The organism is Frigoribacterium sp. SL97, assembly GCF_026625765.1.
Classification (GTDB): Bacteria; Actinomycetota; Actinomycetes; order Actinomycetales; family Microbacteriaceae; genus Frigoribacterium.
Genome location: NZ_CP113062.1, coordinates 3,536,596 through 3,554,849, shown reverse-complemented (window position 1 = coordinate 3,554,849; position 18,254 = coordinate 3,536,596). Strand labels below are relative to the sequence as shown.

At 72.1% G+C, this 18,254-nt stretch carries 15 protein-coding genes and 2 tRNA genes; 12 read left to right on the top strand and 5 right to left on the bottom strand.

Annotated features, from left to right (window positions below):
* Window positions 1-197 precede the first annotated feature (197 nt).
* Window positions 198-2,027 (bottom strand): MDR family MFS transporter, encoded by a 1,830-nt coding sequence (locus tag OVA02_RS17310; RefSeq protein WP_267658930.1) that lies wholly within the window; start codon window positions 2,025-2,027, stop codon window positions 198-200.
* 275 nt (window positions 2,028-2,302) lie between these two features.
* On the opposite strand from OVA02_RS17310, the gene OVA02_RS17305 reads away from it, so the two are divergent.
* Window positions 2,303-3,040, top strand: coding sequence for a M15 family metallopeptidase (locus OVA02_RS17305; protein ID WP_267658929.1), 738 nt, complete (start codon window positions 2,303-2,305; stop codon window positions 3,038-3,040).
* Window positions 3,041-3,161: 121 nt separating this feature from the next.
* Here the strand turns inward: OVA02_RS17305 and pgm are convergent, their stop codons facing one another.
* Window positions 3,162-4,781: a phosphoglucomutase (alpha-D-glucose-1,6-bisphosphate-dependent) gene (gene pgm / locus OVA02_RS17300; RefSeq protein ID WP_056047304.1), complete on the bottom strand. Its 1,620-nt coding sequence runs from the start codon at window positions 4,779-4,781 to the stop codon at window positions 3,162-3,164.
* A gap of 69 nt (window positions 4,782-4,850) precedes the next feature.
* On the opposite strand from pgm, the gene pheA reads away from it, so the two are divergent.
* On the top strand, window positions 4,851-5,804 hold the full coding sequence (gene pheA, locus OVA02_RS17295; protein ID WP_056047302.1) for a prephenate dehydratase: 954 nt from the start codon (window positions 4,851-4,853) through the stop codon (window positions 5,802-5,804).
* 51 nt (window positions 5,805-5,855) lie between these two features.
* Here pheA and OVA02_RS17290 read toward each other — a convergent pair whose 3' ends face one another.
* Window positions 5,856-6,881, bottom strand: a complete 1,026-nt coding sequence (locus OVA02_RS17290) for a diacylglycerol/lipid kinase family protein (protein WP_056047299.1) — start codon at window positions 6,879-6,881, stop codon at window positions 5,856-5,858.
* Between the two features lie 98 nt (window positions 6,882-6,979).
* On the opposite strand from OVA02_RS17290, the gene serS reads away from it, so the two are divergent.
* The 3 genes from serS to OVA02_RS17275 all read left to right on the top strand — a co-directional run bounded on the left by serS (window position 6,980) and on the right by OVA02_RS17275 (window position 9,302).
* Complete coding sequence (gene serS, locus OVA02_RS17285) at window positions 6,980-8,245, top strand: serine--tRNA ligase (protein ID WP_056047295.1); 1,266 nt, start codon at window positions 6,980-6,982, stop codon at window positions 8,243-8,245.
* Window positions 8,242-9,096, top strand: coding sequence for an HAD family hydrolase (locus OVA02_RS17280; protein ID WP_235452704.1), 855 nt, complete (start codon window positions 8,242-8,244; stop codon window positions 9,094-9,096). The genes serS and OVA02_RS17280 overlap by 4 nt, the downstream gene beginning before the upstream one ends.
* Before the next feature lie 118 nt (window positions 9,097-9,214).
* Window positions 9,215-9,302, top strand: a tRNA-Ser gene (locus tag OVA02_RS17275).
* Window positions 9,303-9,342: 40 nt separating this feature from the next.
* Here OVA02_RS17275 and OVA02_RS17270 read toward each other — a convergent pair.
* Complete coding sequence (locus OVA02_RS17270) at window positions 9,343-9,642, bottom strand: hypothetical protein (RefSeq protein ID WP_056047292.1); 300 nt, start codon at window positions 9,640-9,642, stop codon at window positions 9,343-9,345.
* A 301-nt stretch (window positions 9,643-9,943) separates the two neighbouring features.
* Here OVA02_RS17270 and OVA02_RS17265 point away from each other — a divergent pair, with 301 nt between their 5' ends.
* The 7 genes from OVA02_RS17265 (at window position 9,944) to OVA02_RS17235 (ending at window position 17,153) form a co-directional block, all read left to right on the top strand.
* Complete coding sequence (locus OVA02_RS17265) at window positions 9,944-11,143, top strand: glycoside hydrolase family 6 protein (RefSeq protein WP_267658928.1); 1,200 nt, start codon at window positions 9,944-9,946, stop codon at window positions 11,141-11,143.
* A gap of 141 nt (window positions 11,144-11,284) precedes the next feature.
* Window positions 11,285-12,667: an LCP family protein gene (locus OVA02_RS17260; protein WP_267658927.1), complete on the top strand. Its 1,383-nt coding sequence runs from the start codon at window positions 11,285-11,287 to the stop codon at window positions 12,665-12,667.
* A 479-nt stretch (window positions 12,668-13,146) separates the two neighbouring features.
* Window positions 13,147-13,236: transfer RNA gene (locus OVA02_RS17255), tRNA-Ser, on the top strand.
* Window positions 13,237-13,401: 165 nt separating this feature from the next.
* The gene (locus OVA02_RS17250; RefSeq protein ID WP_159825077.1) at window positions 13,402-13,734 is read left to right on the top strand and encodes a hypothetical protein; all 333 of its coding nucleotides are present in this window, start codon (window positions 13,402-13,404) and stop codon (window positions 13,732-13,734) included.
* A gap of 82 nt (window positions 13,735-13,816) precedes the next feature.
* Window positions 13,817-15,001: an acyl-CoA dehydrogenase family protein gene (locus tag OVA02_RS17245; RefSeq protein WP_267658926.1), complete on the top strand. Its 1,185-nt coding sequence runs from the start codon at window positions 13,817-13,819 to the stop codon at window positions 14,999-15,001.
* Between the two features lie 29 nt (window positions 15,002-15,030).
* Window positions 15,031-16,413, top strand: a complete 1,383-nt coding sequence (locus tag OVA02_RS17240) for a PIG-L family deacetylase (protein WP_267658925.1) — start codon at window positions 15,031-15,033, stop codon at window positions 16,411-16,413.
* Window positions 16,410-17,153, top strand: coding sequence for a glycosyltransferase (locus OVA02_RS17235; protein WP_267658924.1), 744 nt, complete (start codon window positions 16,410-16,412; stop codon window positions 17,151-17,153). The genes OVA02_RS17240 and OVA02_RS17235 overlap by 4 nt, the downstream gene beginning before the upstream one ends.
* 140 nt (window positions 17,154-17,293) lie before the next feature.
* Here the strand turns inward: OVA02_RS17235 and OVA02_RS17230 are convergent, their stop codons facing one another.
* Window positions 17,294-17,959, bottom strand: a complete 666-nt coding sequence (locus OVA02_RS17230; RefSeq protein WP_159825087.1) for a TetR family transcriptional regulator — start codon at window positions 17,957-17,959, stop codon at window positions 17,294-17,296.
* Window positions 17,960-18,254 lie beyond the last annotated feature (295 nt).

Here is an 18,254-nt window from a genome sequence, read left to right as displayed (position 1 = left end):
AAGGCCGCACACCCCGTGGGTGTGCGGCCTTCGGTCGTCTCGCCTCCCGCGTGAGCTTCACGGGCAGGGAACGCCGGACGCGGGACGAACCGTTCGGCACCGAAGCGCCGTCGAGGGAACGCTACCCGACACTTGCCGTGTCGCGACACCAGCTCGAGCGGATCGGGTGCCGGGCGAACGTCGCGCCGGGCACCCGATCAGCGCCGAGACGAGGTGTCGCCGCGCCGTTCTTCCGTGGGCACGACGTCGATCGAACCCGTGTCGGGGGCGACCAGCGAACTGGTCTGCGCGGCGGCGGCCTGCGCCGCGAGTGCGGCGTCGGCGGCCACGGCGGCCCGCGCTTCGTCGGCTGCCTCGTCGATGGCCGACTTCTGGCGCAGCGGCGTGGCCTTGAGGAAGAAGCTCAGCACGAAGGCCACGAGCACCACCACCAGGGCGACCCAGAAGACCGTCACGGCCGCGTTCGCGAAGCCGTCGAGGAACGGCGCGGCGAGACGGCGGTCGGCCGTGTTGAGGAACGACGTGTTGCCGTCGAGTGCGCCGCCGACCTGCGACGTGTCGCCGCCTCCGGCCGCCTGGTAGAGCTTGAGGATCGCGGCGTTCGCCGGGTCGCTCAGCACCGACTGGTCGGCGAGGGCGGCCTGGGCACGGCCCTGCAGGCTCGAGTCGGCGAAGGCGTCCGCGATCGTCCGGGGGATGCGGCTGAAGAGCACGGAGAACAGCACGGCCGTGCCGAGCGTCCCGCCGATCTGTCGGAAGAACGTCGACGCCGACGTGGCCACGCCGATGTCGCGGGCCCCGACCGAGTTCTGCGAGGCGATGGTCAGGGTCTGCATCAGCTGTCCGAGTCCCAGGCCGACCAACAGCATGCCGACCATCATGAACCAGTACGGCTTGTCGAACGAGAGGTTCGTGAACCAGAAGAACCCGGCCGCCATGAACGCCGTGCCCGTGATCGGGAAGATCTTGTACTTGCCCGTCCGTGAGATGAGCTGGCCGGCGACGATCGACGAGATCATCAGGCCGGCGATCATCGGCAGCATCTGGAAGCCGCTCTCGGTCGGGGTCGCCCCGTTCACGAGCTGCAGGTACAGCGGAACCGTCAGCAGGGCGCCGAACATGCCGAACCCGACGAGCACGCCGAGCACGGTCGCCATCGAGAAGGTGGGGTTGCGGAACAGCTTCAGCGGGATGAGTGCGTCGTCGCCCATCGATCGCTCGATCACGACGAACGCGACGATGCCGACGGCCCCGATGACGTAGCAGGCGAAGGCCCCGGGCGAGCTCCAGCCCCAGGTGCGGCCCTGCTCGGCCACCAGCAGCAACGGCACGGCGGCCACGATGACGGCGGCGGCGCCGAACCAGTCGATGCGGACGTTCTCGCGACGCTTCTGGCCCGGGATGTGCAAGAACCGCACGACGATGAACAGCGCCACGATGCCGATCGGCACGTTGATCAGGAACACCCAGCGCCAGCCGGTGACGAAGAGGATCTGGTCGGCTCCGGCGAAGAGTCCGCCGACGAGCGGGCCGATGACGCTCGAGATGCCGAACACGGCGAGGAAGTAGCCCTGGTACTTCGCGCGCTCACGCGGGGCCAGGATGTCGCCCATGATCGTCAGCGGCAGGGCCATGAGGCCGCCGGCGCCCATGCCCTGGATCGCCCGGAAGATGGCGAGCTGGTACATGCTCTCGGAGAAGCCGGCCGCGACGGACCCCAGCAAGAAGATCGTGATGGCGATCAGGAAGAGCGGTCGCCTTCCGAAGATGTCGCTGAGCTTGCCGTAGATGGGCGTCGAGATGGTCGACACGATCAGGTAGGCGGTGGTCACCCAGGCCTGCAGGCTGAGCCCGTCGAGGTCGTCCGCGATCGTCCGCATCGAGGTGCCGACGATCGTCTGGTCGAGGGCCGAGAGGAACATGCCGGCCATCAGGCCGAAGATGACGTACAGGATCTGGCGGTGGGTCATCAGGCCCTGGCGCTCGGCGGGGGCCGTGGTCGTGGGTGCGGAGGCGGCGCTCGACATGGTGTCTCTTCTGTCTGGAAGGGGGAGGCGCGACGAGGAATTGCGCAGTACGCAAAGTTACTTCACGGGCAAGCATCCGACAACAAGAGGAATCGTCCGTCGCGGTCGCGGTCGCGGTCGTGGTCGTGGTCGTGGTCGTGGTCGGCGGCGGCGACGTCCGTCCGTGTCGGTCCGCTCCTCGTGACTAGGCTCGACGCGATGTCACGCCGCCCCTCCCTGCCGCACCCCGCGGCCACCGTCCTGGCCGTCGTCCTCTCGGCCGGCCTGCTGGCCGCGTGCTCGGGGGCGCGCCCGAGCCGAGCCCGAGCACGTCGGCCGCGACCGTCTCGCCGACGCTCACCCCGACCCCGTCCCCGACCCCGACCGAGGAGGCGCCTCCCACGTCCCCCACGACACCCGCGTTCGACAAGGCGGCCCGGTCGGTCGACGACCCCGCCAGCCTCTGGGTCGTCAGCGACAAGCTGCGCGCGCTCGACCCGGTCGACTACGTCCCCGGCGATCTCGTCACGCCCGACGTGGCGCACCAGAACCCGCCGACCCTCGGCGCCGAGGCGGCTGCCGCGGTCGTCGAGATGTTCCGGGCGGGCGAGGCCGAGGGGGCCGGGGCGTTCCAGGTGCAGAGCGCCTACCGCTCGTACGACACCCAGGTGAGCGTCTACGCCGGCTGGGTCCAGCGTCTCGGGCAGGCACAGGCCGATGCACAGAGCGCCCGTCCGGGATTCAGTGAGCACCAGACCGGGCTCGCCCTCGACATCAGCCCCGTGCCGCTCAGTTGCGCGCTGCAGGCCTGCTTCGGCGACACGCCCCAGGGGCAGTGGCTCGCGGCCAACGCGTGGCGCTTCGGGTTCTTGCTGCGCTACCCGGCCGACAAGGTCGCCGTGACCGGCTTCACCTTCGAGCCGTGGCATTTCCGGTACGTGGGCGTGCCCCTCGCCACCGAGATGCACGACACGGGCGTCACCACGCTCGAGGAGTTCTTCGGCCTACCGGCCGCCCCCGACTACGCGGGCTGACCCTGCCGCCTGCCCGCCGCGCACCCCGCGAACCGCGCGACGGGCGTGTTCGTCGGACGAGGGCGACCGAAGTCGCCCGTCCGTCACGAACACGCCCGTCGGGCGGTGCGGGAGGCGCGGGTCAGGCGCCGAGCGCGGCGTCGACGATGGTCTTCGCCTCGGCCTGGACGCGGGCGAGGTGCTCGGGGCCCTCGAACGACTCGGCGTAGATCTTGTAGACGTCCTCGGTGCCGCTCGGGCGGGCCGCGAACCAGGCCTTGTCGGTGACGACCTTGACGCCGCCGACGGCCGCGTCGTTGCCCGGAGCCTTGCTGAGCTTGGCCGTGATGCGGTCGCCCGCGAGCTCGGTCGCCTCGATGGCGTCGCCGTCGAGCTTGCCCAGACGGGTCTTCTGCTCTTTCGTCGCCGCCGCGTCGACCCGCTGGTAGACCGGGTCGCCGTACTTCTCGACCAGTTCGGCGTAGAGCTGCGAGGGGGTCTTGCCGGTGACGGCGATGATCTCGCTCGCGAGCAGGGCGAGCAGGATGCCGTCCTTGTCGGTCGTCCAGACGGTGCCGTCCTTGCGCAGGAAGGACGCGCCGGCGCTCTCTTCGCCACCGAAGGCGACCGAGCCGTCCACCAGCCCGGGGACGAACCACTTGAACCCGACCGGGACCTCCCACAGGCGACGACCGTGCGACTCGGCGACCTTGTCGATGATGCTCGACGAGACGAGGGTCTTGCCGATGGCCGCGTCGTCGCGCCACTCGGGGCGGTGCGTGTAGAGGTAGTCGATGGCGACCGCGAGGTAGTGGTTCGGGTTCATCAGGCCGCCGTCGGGCGTGACGATGCCGTGCCGGTCGGCGTCGGCGTCGTTGCCGGTCAGGACGTCGAACTCGTCCTTGCGGCGCACGACGCTGGCCATCGCCGAGGGGCTCGACGGGTCCATGCGGATCTTGCCGTCCCAGTCGAGCGTCATGAAGCGCCAGGTGGGGTCGACGCCCGGGTTCGTGACGGTGAGGTCGAGGCCGTAGACGTCGCGGATCGCGCCCCAGTACTCGACGCTCGCGCCACCGAGCGGGTCGGCGCCGATCTTCACGCCGGCCTTCTTGATGGCGTCGATGTCGATGATGTTGACGAGGTCGCCCACGTAGCCGCGGAGGAAGTCGTGGCGGCCGGGCGTGCCGACGCCGCGCTTCACGTCGACGTTGCCGGCGGCGATGATCTCGTTGGCGCGGTTCGCGATCCAGTTCGTGGCGTCGCTGTCGGCCGGCCCGCCGTGGGGCGGGTTGTACTTGAAGCCGCCGTCGCGGGGCGGGTTGTGGCTGGGGGTGACGACGATGCCGTCGGCCTTGTCGGTGTTCGCGGGGTCGTTGTTGTAGACCAGGATCGCGTGGCTGAGCGCGGGCGTCGGCACGTAGCCGCCCTCGGCGTCGGCCAGCACCTTCACGTCGTTGCCGGTGAGCACCTCGACCGCGGTCCGCTCGGCGGGGCCGCTCAGGATGTGCGTGTCGCGCCCGATGAACAGCGGGCCGGTGATGCCCTGGCCCGCGCGGTACTCGACGATCGCCTGCGTGATGGCCGCGATGTGGGTCTCGTTGAAGGCGGCGTCGAGCGAGGACCCGCGGTGGCCCGAGGTGCCGAAGACGACCTTCTGCTCGACCTCGCCGACGTCGGGGACGAGTTCGTAGTACGCGGCCGTGACCTCTTCGGGGTCGATCAGGTCGCTGGCTTCTGCGGGGGTTCCGGCACGGTCGGTCATGGGGACATCCTGGCACCCGCCGCCGACCTTCGTCGCGGTGCCCGGGCGGCTCTCAGTAGGCTCCTCGTCATGCCGACCCGCGCCTCCTCGACGACCTACAGCTACCTCGGGCCCGCGGGCACGTTCACCGAGGCGGCGCTCAAGCAGGTGCCCGAGGCCGTCGGTGCCACCTGGAAGAGCGTCAACAACGTCGGCGAGGCCCTGGCCGACGTCGTCTCGGGCGTCAGCACGGCCGCGATGATCGCGATCGAGAACAGCGTCGAGGGCGGGGTCAGTGCGACGCAGGACGCCCTCGCCACCGTGCCGGGCCTCCGCATCGTCGGCGAGTACCTGGTGCGCGTCAACTTCGTGCTCGTCGCCCGGCCGGGCACCCGCATCGAGGAGGTGCGGGTCGTCAACGCGCACCCGGTCGCCTACGCGCAGACCCACCGCTGGCTCGAACGCAACCTGCCCGGCCACGGTCACCTGCCGGCCTCGTCGAACGTGGCCGCCGCCGCCTCGCTGCTCGAGCCGGGCGGCGCCGGGGGCTCCGCGGACGCCGCGGTCGCGCCTCCCGGCATCACCGACCACCACGACCTCGAGGTGCTCGCCCGCGAGATCGGCGACAACGACCAGGCCGTCACGCGCTTCGTGCTGGTCAGCCGGACGGTGCCCGTGCCGCCCGCGACCGGTGCCGACAAGACCAGCCTGATCGTCGAGCTGCCGGCCGACGGCTCGGGGGCCCTGGTCGACATGCTCGAGCAGTTCGCGACCCGCGGCATCAACCTCAGCCTCATCCAGTCGCGGCCGATCGGCGACGCCCTCGGGCGCTACCGGTTCGTCATCGACCTCGAGGGGCACGTGCTCGACGAACGCGTGGCCGACGCCCTGCTCGGGCTGAAGCGCTTCAGCCCGAGCGTGATGTTCCTCGGGTCGTACCCTCGTGCCGACGGCGCCCCGGCCGAGGTCTCGCCGCGGTACGACGACGAGGCCTTCGTCGACGCCCGCGACTGGCTGCGCGGGCTGATCAGCGGCCTGCGCTGATCAGCGGCCTGCGCTGACGACCGGCCTCGCTCGGCCGGCCGCCCGTGCCGATCAGGCGTCGGCCGGCACGCGGACGGTCAGGCCGCCCGGGTCGACGACCGCACGCAGGGCGACGACCTTGCCGACGGAGTCGCCGTCGATCTCGAAGTCCTGGGGGGAGTCGAGGCGGACCACGAGCTTCTTGCCCTTGTTGTAGCGCAGGGTGCGCACCTCGCGGCTGTTGGCGGCGAGGATGCGGCGGCCGACCTGGGTGCGGCGCATGACGCCGTTCTCCCACACGATCTTGACCCAGATCTGCACCCAGCCGAAGAAGCCCTCGGGGCGCAGGGCGACGATGTCGAAGATGCCGTCGTCGATCGCCGCGTCGGGCAGCAGCATGATGTTGGCGGGCAGCAGGCCGCAGTTGCCGACGATGATCGTGTGGGCGCGCATCGACTTGCGGCCCTGGTCGTCGAGCTCGTACCGGACGTCGATCTTGTTGTCGTCGCGGAGCGCGCGGGCGATGGCGTCGACGTAGGCGAGCCACCCGACGCGCTTCTTCAGCTCGTCGTTGGTGTTCGCGAGCATCTTCGCGTCGAGGCCGACGCCGGCCATGACGACGAACGCCTTGGTCTCGCGCGAGCCGTCCTCACGCTCGACGTCGACGACGCCGAGGTCGATGTCACGGTCGCGACCGCTGAACGCCGTCGCGATCGAGTCGTCGAGGTTGTCGAGCGAGAGCTCGAGGTTGCGGGCCAACAGGTTGCCCGTGCCCGAGGGCAGCAGGGCGAGGGACGCGTCGGTGCCCTGCAGGGCCTCGGCCACGGCACGCACCGTGCCGTCGCCCCCCGCGGCGATCACCATGTCGACGCCCTCGGCGAGGGCCTTCTTCGTCACCTCGCCGCCCGGGTCTTCCTTGCTGGTCTCGTAGAACGTCGTGGGGGCCCAGCCGTTCGAGAACTCGTGGCGCCCGACGGCCGTCTTGATGGCGTCGAGGTCGACCTTGATCGGGTTGTAGACGACCGCGGCGGTCTGGCGAGCCGTCTCGGGCTCGGATGCCGAGGCGTGCTCGGCGGGGGAGGGGGAGGTGGCGGTCATGGGGCGAGCGTATTGGACGCACCCCCGTGAGGTAACGGGAAGGCGAAGGCTCTGTGCAGAACGTCGGCCGCGCGGGTGCCGTTGCCTAGGATGGGCGGGTGATCGATCCCCAGTTGCTTCGTGAATCCCCCGACCTCGTCAAGCAGAGCCAGCGGGCCCGGGGCGACTCCGAGTCGCTGGTCGACGATGCGGTGGCGGCCGACCAGGCCCGCCGCGCGGCGATCGCCGCCTTCGAAGACCTGCGCGCCGAGCAGAACGCCTTCGGCAAGACCGTCGCCAAGGCGCCGAAAGACGAGAAGAAGGCCCTGGTCGCGCAGGCGCAGCAGCTCGCCGCCCGCGTGAAGGAGGCGCAGGCCGCTTCGAACGAGGCCGATGCGGTCTTCGACGCGGCCGCGCGCGGCATCGGCAACCTGATCATCGACGGCGTGCCCTCGGGCGGCGAAGAGAACTTCGTGACGCTCCGTGAGCACGGCACCCGCCCCTCCTTCGACTTCGAAGCCCTCGACCACGCCGACCTCGGCGAGAAGCTCGGCGCGATCGACATCAAGCGCGGCACCAAGGTCTCGGGCTCGCGCTTCTACTTCCTGCGCGGCATCGGTGCGCGCCTCGAGCTCGGCCTGATGAACATGGCCCTCGACCTCGCCCTGAAGAACGACTTCACGCCGCTGATCACCCCGACGCTGGTGCGACCCGAGGTCATGGCCGGCACCGGGTTCCTGGGCTCCCACGCCGACGAGGTCTACCACCTGCCCGCCGACGACCTCTACCTGACCGGCACGAGCGAGGTCGCGCTCGCCGGGTACCACTCCGACGAGATCCTCGACGTCGAGGCGGGCCCGATCCGCTACGCCGGCTGGTCGACCTGCTACCGCCGTGAGGCCGGGGCCGCCGGCAAGGACAACCGGGGCATCCTCCGCGTGCACCAGTTCAACAAGCTCGAGATGTTCAGCTACGTGCACCCCGACCAGGCAGAGGCCGAGCACGACGCCCTCGTCGGGTTCCAGGAGAGCATGCTGCAGGCCCTCGGCCTCACCTACCGCGTCATCGACGTCGCCGCCGGCGACCTCGGTTCGAGCGCCGCACGCAAGTTCGACATCGAGGCCTGGGTGCCGACGCAGGGCACCTACCGCGAGCTGAGCAGCACGTCGAACTGCACCACCTTCCAGGCCCGCCGCCTCGACACCCGCTACCGCACCGAGAGCGGCAAGACGGCTCCCGTCGCGACGCTCAACGGCACCCTCGCGACCACGCGGTGGCTCGTCGCGATCCTCGAGACGCACCAGCAGGCCGACGGCTCGGTGGTCGTGCCCGAGGCGCTGCGCGGCTACCTCGGTGGCCTCGAGGTCATCGAGCCGGTCGCGTGAGCCAGGCCGCCGCCGCACCCCGGCCCGGCGACGAGCCCGTGGCCGCCGCCGACCGCTGGCTGGTCGCGCTCGACGTCGACGGCACGATCATGCCCGAGGACGGCTCCATCTCCGAGGCCGTCCTCGGCGAGATCACGCGCCTCCACGACCAGGGCCACCAGGTCATGATCGCGACCGGACGCTCGGTGTCGATGACGCTGCCCGTCATGGAGCGTCTCGGTCTCGTCTCGGACTACGTCGTCTGCGCGAACGGTGCGATCACCCTGGGCCGTGACGAGTCGGCCCCGACGGGGTACCGCCGCGTGCACGTCGAGGAGTTCGACCCGACCCAGGTGCTGTCGACGATCCGCGAGGCCCTGGCCGACGCGGGGGCCGGGTACGCCGTCGAAGACCAAGAGGGGCTGCTGCGGTACTGCGGGTCGTTCCCCGCGGCGGCGGCGGCACTGAACGCCGAGAAGGTCGAGTTCGACGACCTCGTCGGCCGGCCGGCGACCCGCGTGGTCGTCGTCTCGCCCGACCACGACACCGAGGACTTCCTCACGGCCGTCGAGCGCATGGGCCTCCAGCACGTGAACTACAACGTCGGCTGGACGGCCTGGCTCGACATCGCCCCGGACGGCGTCACGAAGGCGACCGCCCTCGAGCGCGTGCGGCAGTGGCTCGACGTGCCGCGGTCGCAGGTCCTGGCCGCCGGCGACGGACGCAACGACATCGACATGCTGCGCTGGGCCGCGGCCGAGGGTCGCGGGGTGGCCATGGGTCAGGCGCCCGACGACGTCGCCGCGGTGGCCAGCGAGCAGACGTCGAGCGACCTGGACGACGGGCTCGCCGAGGTGCTCGCGACGCTCTGAGTCGGTAGACTCGGCCCCGGTTGCCCGATGCGTGCATCCCGCCACGACATGAACACGACGCCACGGTTAAAAGTGGCGCAGTGATCACATCGTAGCGGCGTAGCTCGTCCGGCCACCGGGAGGGCTGTCCGAGCGGCCGATGGAGCTTGTCTTGAAAACAAGTGGGCAGAGATGTCTCGTGGGTTCGAATCCCACGCCCTCCGCCAGTCGGGTCGCGCGTTCCGCAGATGACGCGACCCGCGCCTCCTAGGCCTTGGCGGCGGCGTAGGTCGCGAAGGCCTCGCCGATCAGGGTGCTGAGATCGCGCCAGGTGGTGTCGTCGACCGAGACGGCGGCGTCGCCGTCGACGAAGCCCGCGTGCTTGTGCAGCACGTCCGAGCCGACGGCCGGCAGCACGAAGAAGTCGCGGGTCCAGTCGTCGGTGTCGGCCATCACCGGCGCGCGGTACCAGTCGAGGTAGCCGTCGAAGACGTCGTTGCGCTCGTCGCCCTTGAGCCAGGTCTCGACGGAGTCCCGCCACGCGTCTCGGTTGGTCTCGCCGTTCATGTGGTCCTCCCGGGCCTGGTGCGCGCGCGGGAGCGTCCGCGACCGCCCGTCCAGTCTCCCAGGTCGGCCGCCGCGAGGGCCGCCGCGACGACCTCCTCGGGTGCCGTGCCCGGAACCCCGCCTGAGGCCTTCTGCAACCCTCGTGGCCCCCGAAGTGGAACGCTCCGTCCCCCCGAACAGGGACTGAACGCCGACGCACCCCCGTGTTGCACTGATCGGGCCCCCCGTTGCGGTCCCGCACCGGTCGGCACCCCGGGTGGGCCGAACACCGCCCGGGCCCCTCGACACCAGGACCCCAGCCATGACCCACATGACCCCGACGACCCGCGCCGCCGTCGTCCTCGGCGTCGCCGTCGCCCTGACGGCTGGCCTCGCGGTCGCTCCTGCGCGAGCGCACGCGGCCCCCGTCGACCCCTCGTCGACCTCGGTCGCCGCCTCGCCGACCACGGCGTCGAGCCCGCCCGCACGGTCGTCCAAGTCGGCCGAGCGCGCCATCGCCGCCTTCACCTCGCGCGGGGAGCGCGGGTCGACCGGGGCGCCCGTGTCGCCCGACCCGGCCTCGACGTCGGTCCCCACGGTGACGACGCCCGCCGCGGTCCCGCTGACCATCCGCACCACGCCCACCACGACGCTGTTCCGGGGCGGTCTGTACGTCGACCCCGCCGGTGAGGCGGCGCGCGCCGCGACCACGCTGACGTCCGAGGGCCGGACCGCCGAGGCCGCGGCGGCCCGCACGATCTCGAAGCAGCCGGTGGCGACCTGGCTCGGCAGCTGGCTGACCGACGCCCAGCTCGTGAAGAAGATCGACGGCACCGTCGCCGCCGCCGAGAAGGTCGGCGCGACCCCCCTGTTCGTCACGTACAACATCCCGAACCGCGACTGTGGCAGCCACTCGGCGGGCGGGTCGGCCGACAACGCGGCGTACCTGCGCTGGAACTCCCTCGTCGCCTCGCGGCTGGCGGGCCACCGGGTCGTCGTGGTCGTCGAGCCCGACGCCCTCACGCTCATCAGCAACTGCCCCGAGCAGACGAGCGGGCGGGAGGCCACCATCGCCTCCGCGGTCGCGACCCTGGCGGACGCGGGCGTCCCCGCCTACCTCGACGCCGGCAACTCGAACTGGGTGCCGCCGCAGACCATGGCCGCGCGCCTCAAGGCGGCCGGTGTCGACCGTGCCCGCGGCTTCGCGACCAACGTGTCGAACTACTACCCGGTTGAATCCGAGCGTGCCTACGCCGAGAAGGTGTCGCAGGCGACGGGAGGCGCACGGTACGTGATCGACACGTCGCGCAACGGTCGCGGCTGGAAGGGCACGTGGTGCAACGCGCCCGGGGCCGGCCTGGGGGTCGTGCCCTCGGTGCAGACCGGCACGACGAAGCTCGACGCCCTGCTCTGGATCAAGACGCCTGGAGCGAGCGACGGCGAGTGCAACGGGGGACCGGCCGCCGGCAAGTGGCACGCCTCGTACGCCGTCCAGCTCGTCGCGAACCGTGCGACCGGCTGAGTCCCGGCAGCGGCCCAGGACCGCCTGGGTAGTATCTCCATCTGCCCGTACACCGAACGGTGCCCTTCTGCCCGCTCGATCCTCGAACGATCCCGAGGCCGCGCGAGCGAGGGTCGCCCTCGATGACCGAGAGGACACCGCGTGAGCGACCTTCGCGACCGATCCGGCCGTGGCCGACGAGCTGCCCGACCCGAGGCGACCGCCTCCGGACGCCGTTCCGCCCCCGCGACGACGGGAGTCGCCCGACACGGCCGGCTCAAGAGCGGAGGCGCCGTGCGGGCCGTCACGAAGGTGGTGGCCGCCTCGGTGGCCGTCCTGCTCGTGAGCGGAGCCTCGGTCGGCGCCATCGCGGCGTACCAGGTGCGCAGCGACCTCGGTGACGGGGTCGAGCTGCAGGCGGCCCAGGGCGAGACCACCAAGCCCGCGCCCCCGTCGATCAGCGAGTACGAAGGCGGGTTCAACATCCTCGTCGTCGGGACCGACAACGACGCCAGCCAGGACCAGGGGGCGTTCGGCGAGCGGGACGCGACCCTGAACGACGTCAACATCCTGCTCCACGTGTCGGCCGACCACACCAACGCGACCGCCGTCAGCATCCCCCGCGACATGGTCGTGCCGATCCCGTCGTGCGCGAAGGAGGACGGCTCGGGGTACTACTCGGCGATGTCGGCCCGACCCATCAACGAGGCCTACTCGTACGGCGGGCTGAGCTGCGTCGCCTCGACCGTCTCGAGCCTGACCGGTCTCGACATCCCCTTCGCGGGCATGATCTCGTTCAACGGCGTCATCGAGATGTCGAACGCCATCGGCGGCGTCCCCGTCTGTGCCGCCACCCCCATCAAGGACCGCTACACGGGTCTCGACATCCCGGCCGGCGAGACCGTGCTCTCGGGTGCCGACGCCCTGGCCTTCCTGCGCACCCGCCACGGCGTCGGCGACGGGTCCGACCTCGGCCGCATCAGCAGCCAGCAGGTCTACCTCTCGTCACTGTTGCGGACGGTGAAGAGCGCCGACACCCTCAGCAACCCCACGAAGCTCTACTCGTTGGCCCGCGCCGCGGCGAGCAACATGACCCTGTCCGACCAGCTGACCAAGATCGACACCATGGTGCAGATCGGTCTCGCGCTCCGGGACCTGCCGCTCGACGCCGTCAACTTCGTCCAGTACCCCGGCACGACCGGAGGCTCGGGCGTCTACGAGAACAAGGTGCAGCCCGACGAGGCCGTGGCGACCCAGCTCTTCGACGCGATCGCGAACGACGTCCCGTTCTCGATCCCCGAGGGCAGCACCGGCATCGGCTCCGAGAACACCGCCACGGGTGACGGTGCGGCGGCGACCCAGGCCCCGGCCGCTCCGGTCGAGACAGCTGCTCCGGCCCAGACCGCTGCTCCGGCCGACACGGCGGCACCCACCGATCCGGGCGCGGGGGCGTCGACCACGCCGCCGACGACCGAGGTCATCGAGGGCCTCACCGGCCAGACGGCGGCCGACCAGACCTGCTCGGTGGCGTTCGGCTCGAACTAGGCGCTCCGCCGAGAAGTCGCCCCGGCGAGTAACCAGCTCGCCGGGACGACCGGTGACCTCAAGCGGCGGCCCGAACCGGCACGCATGAGAACCCCGCGATGCCGGGATCAGGGGTGCGGCACCGTGGGGGGTGTGGAGGCCGGCGTCGGTGCCGGCGGCGAGCCCCTCGGGCGCAGCCGTTCGGGTGCGGCGCTCGATGGTGGGGCACGTGACGCGGCGACCGTCGGGGGGCGTGTTCGGCAAGGGTGAACGGGCCCGTGCTGTCGGGGCCCGGCCCCTCGGCCGTCGTCGGCGTCAGGGGTACTCTATGTGTCGGCACAAATGCCGACAAGCCGATCACGCCCCCCAGAGCGGGTGGGGCACGGGTGGTTCTGTCCACGCCCGTCCCGGCCGGACGTCCGACCGGCGCCGGGCCCCGGTTCGGCATCTGGCCTCCGGGCCGCTATGCTTGTCCCTGCGCGTTCGCTCGCGAGCCGCATGGAGCCGTCGCATAGTTCGGCCTAGTGCACCACCCTGCTAAGGTGGAGTTCCCTTTGTGGGAACCGTGGGTTCAAATCCCACCGGCTCCGCGGAAAGCCACGTCGGTTCTCTCTCTCGCCAGAGATGTTCCGGGGTGGCTTTTCTTCTGCCCGCTCGAGGGCCCACCGACGTCGCCCGGCACGGGGCCTTCCCGCCCCGTCGCGCGTAGCGTGATCGGTGACGACGAGTCGTCTCGACTGCAGGGAGAACCACGGGTGAAACGCATCCACTACACCGACGAGTACCTGGTCACCGGCGACGCGATCGCGGCGGCCGTCGTCGAGTACGCGCGAGCGCTGGCGATGCAGAACAAGTCCGACATGGTCGACCTGCCCGGCATGGATCGTGGCGGGGTGCACCAGCGGTTCCAGGTGCTGCTCGGTCCCGCCAGCCAGATGCTGGTCTCCGAAGAGCAGACCGACGAGGCCGAGATCGACGACGACGCCCTGGTCGACGACATCGAGGGGCGCATCGGCCGCCTCCGCGGAATCGAGCCCCAGACCGCCGAAGCGGCCGAGCGCATCCCGCTCGACAGCGACGAGTTCTGAGCCTCACGCACTGCCCGACGCCTGTCGTCCACCCCGTTGTCAACCCCCACGCTCGATCGGACGACCGACTAGCGTCGAGACCATGAGTCCCTCCGCGCCCGCGCGCTCGACCGACCCGATCGAGCCGGTCACCCTGGGAGGCGCGGGTCCGGTCGTCGGGACGGCCACCGCTCTCGTCGTCGAGGGGCTGCGATCCCGTCCGGCGCCCTCGGTGGGCGACGCACTCGACCTCGCCGTCGAGCTCGGTCGACACGGGGCCCTGCCCGGACTCGGCTCGACGGCCGACCTCTGGCAGGCCCTGGCGACGCTCGCCGCCCACGATCTCGGTGCGGCCCGAGCGGCCGAACCGCACCTCGACGCCCTCGCCATCCTCGACCAGCACGCCGAGGTCGGCGCCGCGACCGCCACCGAGATCCTGTCCGACGAGGACGACGGCGACCGCTCCTCCGTCCCCCCGCGCGCTCGGACCGCCGACCCGTTCACCTGGGGCGTGTTCGCCGCCGAGGGGCCCGGCGTCCGTCTGACGGCGACCCGGGGCCCGGACGGGTCGGGTCCGTGGTCACTGGCCGGCACGAAGCCCTGGTGCTCCCTGGCGGGCACCCTCGACGGCGCGCTCGTCACCGCCTGGGTCGGCGACGAGCGTCGGCTGTTCTCGGTCGACCTCCGCCAGGCGGGCGTGACCGTGACGGCGGACGCCTGGCACGCCAGGGGCCTCGTCGAGATCCCCTCCGGCCCGGTCGACTTCGACGACGTCGAGGCCTACGAGGTCGGTGCCCCCGGGTGGTACCTCGAGCGTCCCGGCTTCTCGTGGGGCGGGATCGGAGTCGCGGCGTGCTGGTACGGCGGCGCGGTCGGCGTGGCCCGCACGCTGCTGGCCGCGGCGGTGACCGCCTCGTCGCGCACGCCGGAGCGCCCTGCCGACCCGCACCTCCTGCAGGCCCTCGGCCTCGTCGACACGCGACTGGCCGACGCCCGCCGGGCGCTGGTCGAGGCCGCCGACCTCGTCGACGCCGGTGAGGCGACCGGTGACGCCGGGCGGCTGCTGGCCAAGCGCGTCCGCGGGACGGTCGCCCACGCCTGCGACGACGTGCTCGCGCGGGCGTCCCGTGCCCTCGGCCCGGCCCCGCTCGCCACCGACGCGGCCCACGCCAAGCGCGTCGCCGACCTCGAGCTCTACCTCCGCCAGCACCACGGCGAACGCGACGACGCGTCGCTCGGCCAGACGGTCCTGCGTCGGGCCGTGGCCGACGGACGTCCCACGTGGTGAGCTTCGACGGTCGCGCGCCGGGGACCCCGGTGGAGACCTGGGAGGCCGACCCGCGCCTCCTCGACCTGCCGCCGCTCGACGGCGCCGTCGACCCGTCCGCGGCGTCGCGCCTCGTCGTGCTGGCCGCCCACCCCGACGACGAGACCCTCGGCGCCGGCGGGCTGATCGCCGACGCGGCCGCCCGCGGCGTCCCGGTCACGGTCGTCGTGGTCACCGACGGCGCCGCCTCGCACCCCGGCTCGAGCACGAGCGCCGAGGACCTCGTCGCGACGAGGGCCGAGGAGGCGCGGGTCGCGGTCCACCTGCTGGGTCACGACGTCGAGCTGGTGCAGTGGAGCATCGCCGACGGGGCGGTCCGCGAGGCCCGTGCCGAGATCACCGAGCGGCTGCGGCCCCTGCTGCCCGGTCCGGGTGGCCTGGTCGTGGCGCCCTGGCGCGGGGACGGCCACCGGGACCACCGCGTGCTCGGCGAGATCGCCGCCGAGCTGGTGGCCGAGGGGGACCAGGCCGGCACGACGCTGCTCGAGTACCCGATCTGGCTGTGGCACTGGGGGTCGCCCGACCACCCCGACGTGCCCTGGCCGTCGCTGCGGCTGTCGTCCCTGGACGCCGTCGCCGACGCCGCGAAGCGCTCGGCCCTCGCGGCGTACGTCTCGCAGCGCCGACCCCTCTCGAGCGCGCCCGAGGATGCACCCGTGCTGCACCCGGTGTTCGAGCGGCACTTCACCCGCGGGCGCGAGGTCTTCGTCGTGGCCGGGTCGCAGGCGGACGGCCAGGACGCGGACGGCCAGGGCGGGGGCGCCGCGGCGTCGGTCCCGGCGACCGAGGCGACGTTCGACCGGACGCACGCCCGCCGCGCCGACCCGTGGCGGGTCACGACGCGCTGGTACGAGCGCCGCAAGCGCGCCCTCACCGTGGCGTCGCTGCCTCGTGAGCGCTACGGCCGCGTGCTCGAGGTGGGCTGCTCGATCGGCGTGCTGACGGGCGACCTGGCCCCCGCGGCGGACCGCCTGCTGGCCCTCGACGTGTCGTCGGTCGCCGTGCAAGCCGCTCGCGAGCGGCTCGCGAACCTGCCGCACGTCACGGTCGAGCAGGCCGACGCCGCCGCCGACTACCCGTCGGGCACCTTCGACCTCGTCGTGCTCAGCGAGGTCGGCTACTACCTGGCCCCGGAGGCGTTCGGGCGGCTGGTGGACTCGATCGTCGACGGTCTGGCCGACGACGGCGACGTCCTGGCCTGCCACTGGACCCAGCCCGAGGGGGACTTCCGGCAGGGCGCGGACGACGTCCACGCCCGGCTGGGCGCCGACCCGCGCCTCCACCGGGTCTCGCACCACGTCGAGGGCGACTTCGTGCTCGACGTCTTCTCGCGCGACCCCCGGTCGGTCGCCCAGCGGACGGGCCTGCGATGAGCGACGCGCCCGCCCGCCCGACCCCGGCCGGCCCCGTGCGGGCCGTCGCGGTCGTCGTCCCCGCGCACGACGAGGAGGAACTCGTCTCGCGCGCCCTCGACGGCGTCGACGTCGCGCGGCGGCACACGGCCAGGACCCATCCGGAGGTGCGGGTCGTCGTCGTCCTCGTGGCCGACGCCTGCACCGACGGGACGGTGGCGGCTGCTCGTGCGCACGCCCGCGTGACCGTCGTCGAGATCGAGGCCCGCGGGGTCGGCGTCGCACGGGCCGTCGGCGTCGACGTCGCCCTGGACGAACTCGGCGCGCCCTCGGACGACCTGCCGCTCGACGCGGTGTGGCTCGCCTGCACCGACGCCGACTCGGTCGTGCCGCCGGGCTGGATCGACGACCAGCTCGACCGGGCCGCCTCGGGCGCCGACGTCGTGATCGGGACCGTGCGCCCGGACTTCGCCGACCTCTCGCCGCGGCAGATCGCGGCCTGGACGGCCCGGCACACGCCCGGACGGCCGAACGGCCACGTGCACGGGGCCAACCTCGGGGTGCGGGCGTCGTCGTACCGGTCCGTCGGCGGGTTCGCGCCCGTCGACCTGCACGAGGACAACGTCCTCGTCGACCGGCTGCGTGACGCCGGGGCGACGCTCGTCGCCTCGGACGTCGGCGAGGTGCTGACCTCGGGACGGCGTGACGGACGTACGTCGGGCGGCTACGCCGGCTACCTCGCCGTGGACCTGCTGGCCTGACGAGGCCGGCACCGCGCCTCCTCGTCCCGAGCCCAGCGTGTCGCACCGCGTTTCGTGCACGGCACCGCGTCTCTACCCGGTGCCGTGCACGAAACGCGGTGCCGTGCGGTGCCGTGCGGTGCGGTGCGGTGCGGACCGGCTCAGGCCACGGGGCCGAAGCCCGTGCGGAAGCGCTCGAACGTCGTCGCCCAGTAGGCGCGGAGGGCGTCGACGCGTTCGTCGTCGGTGGTCGTGTCGGCCCAGGGGTCGTAGACGCCGCGCAGCACGGCGATGACGGCACCCCAGGTCGAGTGGATCAGCAAGGACGTGGTCAGGTCGTCCCGCGAGGGGCCGACGGCCAGGCCGATCACGTCGCCGACGCGTTCGGTCATGGGGACGCCGACCGCGAGCACGTAGGGCAGCAGGGGTTCGTGCGTCCGCAGCAGGTGGCGGAGGCTGATCATGTAGTCCACGAGCTGGGTGTCGACGGCCGACAGCAGCAGCAGCTCGAGCAGGTCGATGTCGGTGCCCTGGAAGGACGCCAGCATCGACAGGTCGGAGGCGTCCACCGCCGCGCCCGCCTTGTTCAGGAGCACCGAGGCCACGGCGTCCTCTTTGCACGAGTAGTGGTTCGCGAAGGTGCGCCTCGAGTAACCGGCCAGGGCGGTGACGTCCTCGACGACGAAGCCGTCGAAGCCCTTCTCGGTCGCCAGTCGGAAGGCCGCGTCGGCGAGCCCACGGCTCGTCGCCCGACGCTTCTCGTCGCGCCCGCCGACCGCTTCCGTGCCGAATCGGGTGAGGTCCCCACGCGCCGGAGTCTGCTGCATCGGACCATCGTGCCGGGGCTTCCTGGGAATTTCCATGCCCAATGGGCAACGGAGCCTCCGGATCGCGTATCCTGCAAGAGTCCGATTCGGGTCGGACGGCCTCGAGAGGCACCAGGCACACAACCCCCTGTGAGATCGCGCAGGGTCGCGTCGGGTGCGACCCTCCAGCTGAACCACGGAGGGGGCCAGGTCCCCTCGAGACATACGCCTCGTGGCCCCCGTGGTCACGGGGCGTTCCCGTGTGCCCGGCGGGTGGTCCCCGTCCGGCACGCTCGGGTCCGCAGGGGTGACAGGC

Excerpts from the sequence above, each read along its gene's own strand:
- OVA02_RS17310 (WP_267658930.1), bottom strand. The coding sequence starts at position 2,027 with ATGTCGAGCGCCGCCTCCGCACCCACGACCACGGCCCCCGCCGAGCGC.
- pgm (WP_056047304.1), bottom strand. The coding sequence starts at position 4,781 with ATGACCGACCGTGCCGGAACCCCCGCAGAAGCCAGCGACCTGATCGAC.
- pheA (WP_056047302.1), top strand. The coding sequence starts at position 4,851 with ATGCCGACCCGCGCCTCCTCGACGACCTACAGCTACCTCGGGCCCGCG.
- OVA02_RS17290 (WP_056047299.1), bottom strand. The coding sequence starts at position 6,881 with ATGACCGCCACCTCCCCCTCCCCCGCCGAGCACGCCTCGGCATCCGAG.
- OVA02_RS17270 (WP_056047292.1), bottom strand. The coding sequence starts at position 9,642 with ATGAACGGCGAGACCAACCGAGACGCGTGGCGGGACTCCGTCGAGACC.
- OVA02_RS17265 (WP_267658928.1), top strand. The coding sequence starts at position 9,944 with ATGACCCACATGACCCCGACGACCCGCGCCGCCGTCGTCCTCGGCGTC.
- OVA02_RS17245 (WP_267658926.1), top strand. The coding sequence starts at position 13,817 with ATGAGTCCCTCCGCGCCCGCGCGCTCGACCGACCCGATCGAGCCGGTC.
- OVA02_RS17235 (WP_267658924.1), top strand. The coding sequence starts at position 16,410 with ATGAGCGACGCGCCCGCCCGCCCGACCCCGGCCGGCCCCGTGCGGGCC.
- OVA02_RS17230 (WP_159825087.1), bottom strand. The coding sequence starts at position 17,959 with ATGCAGCAGACTCCGGCGCGTGGGGACCTCACCCGATTCGGCACGGAA.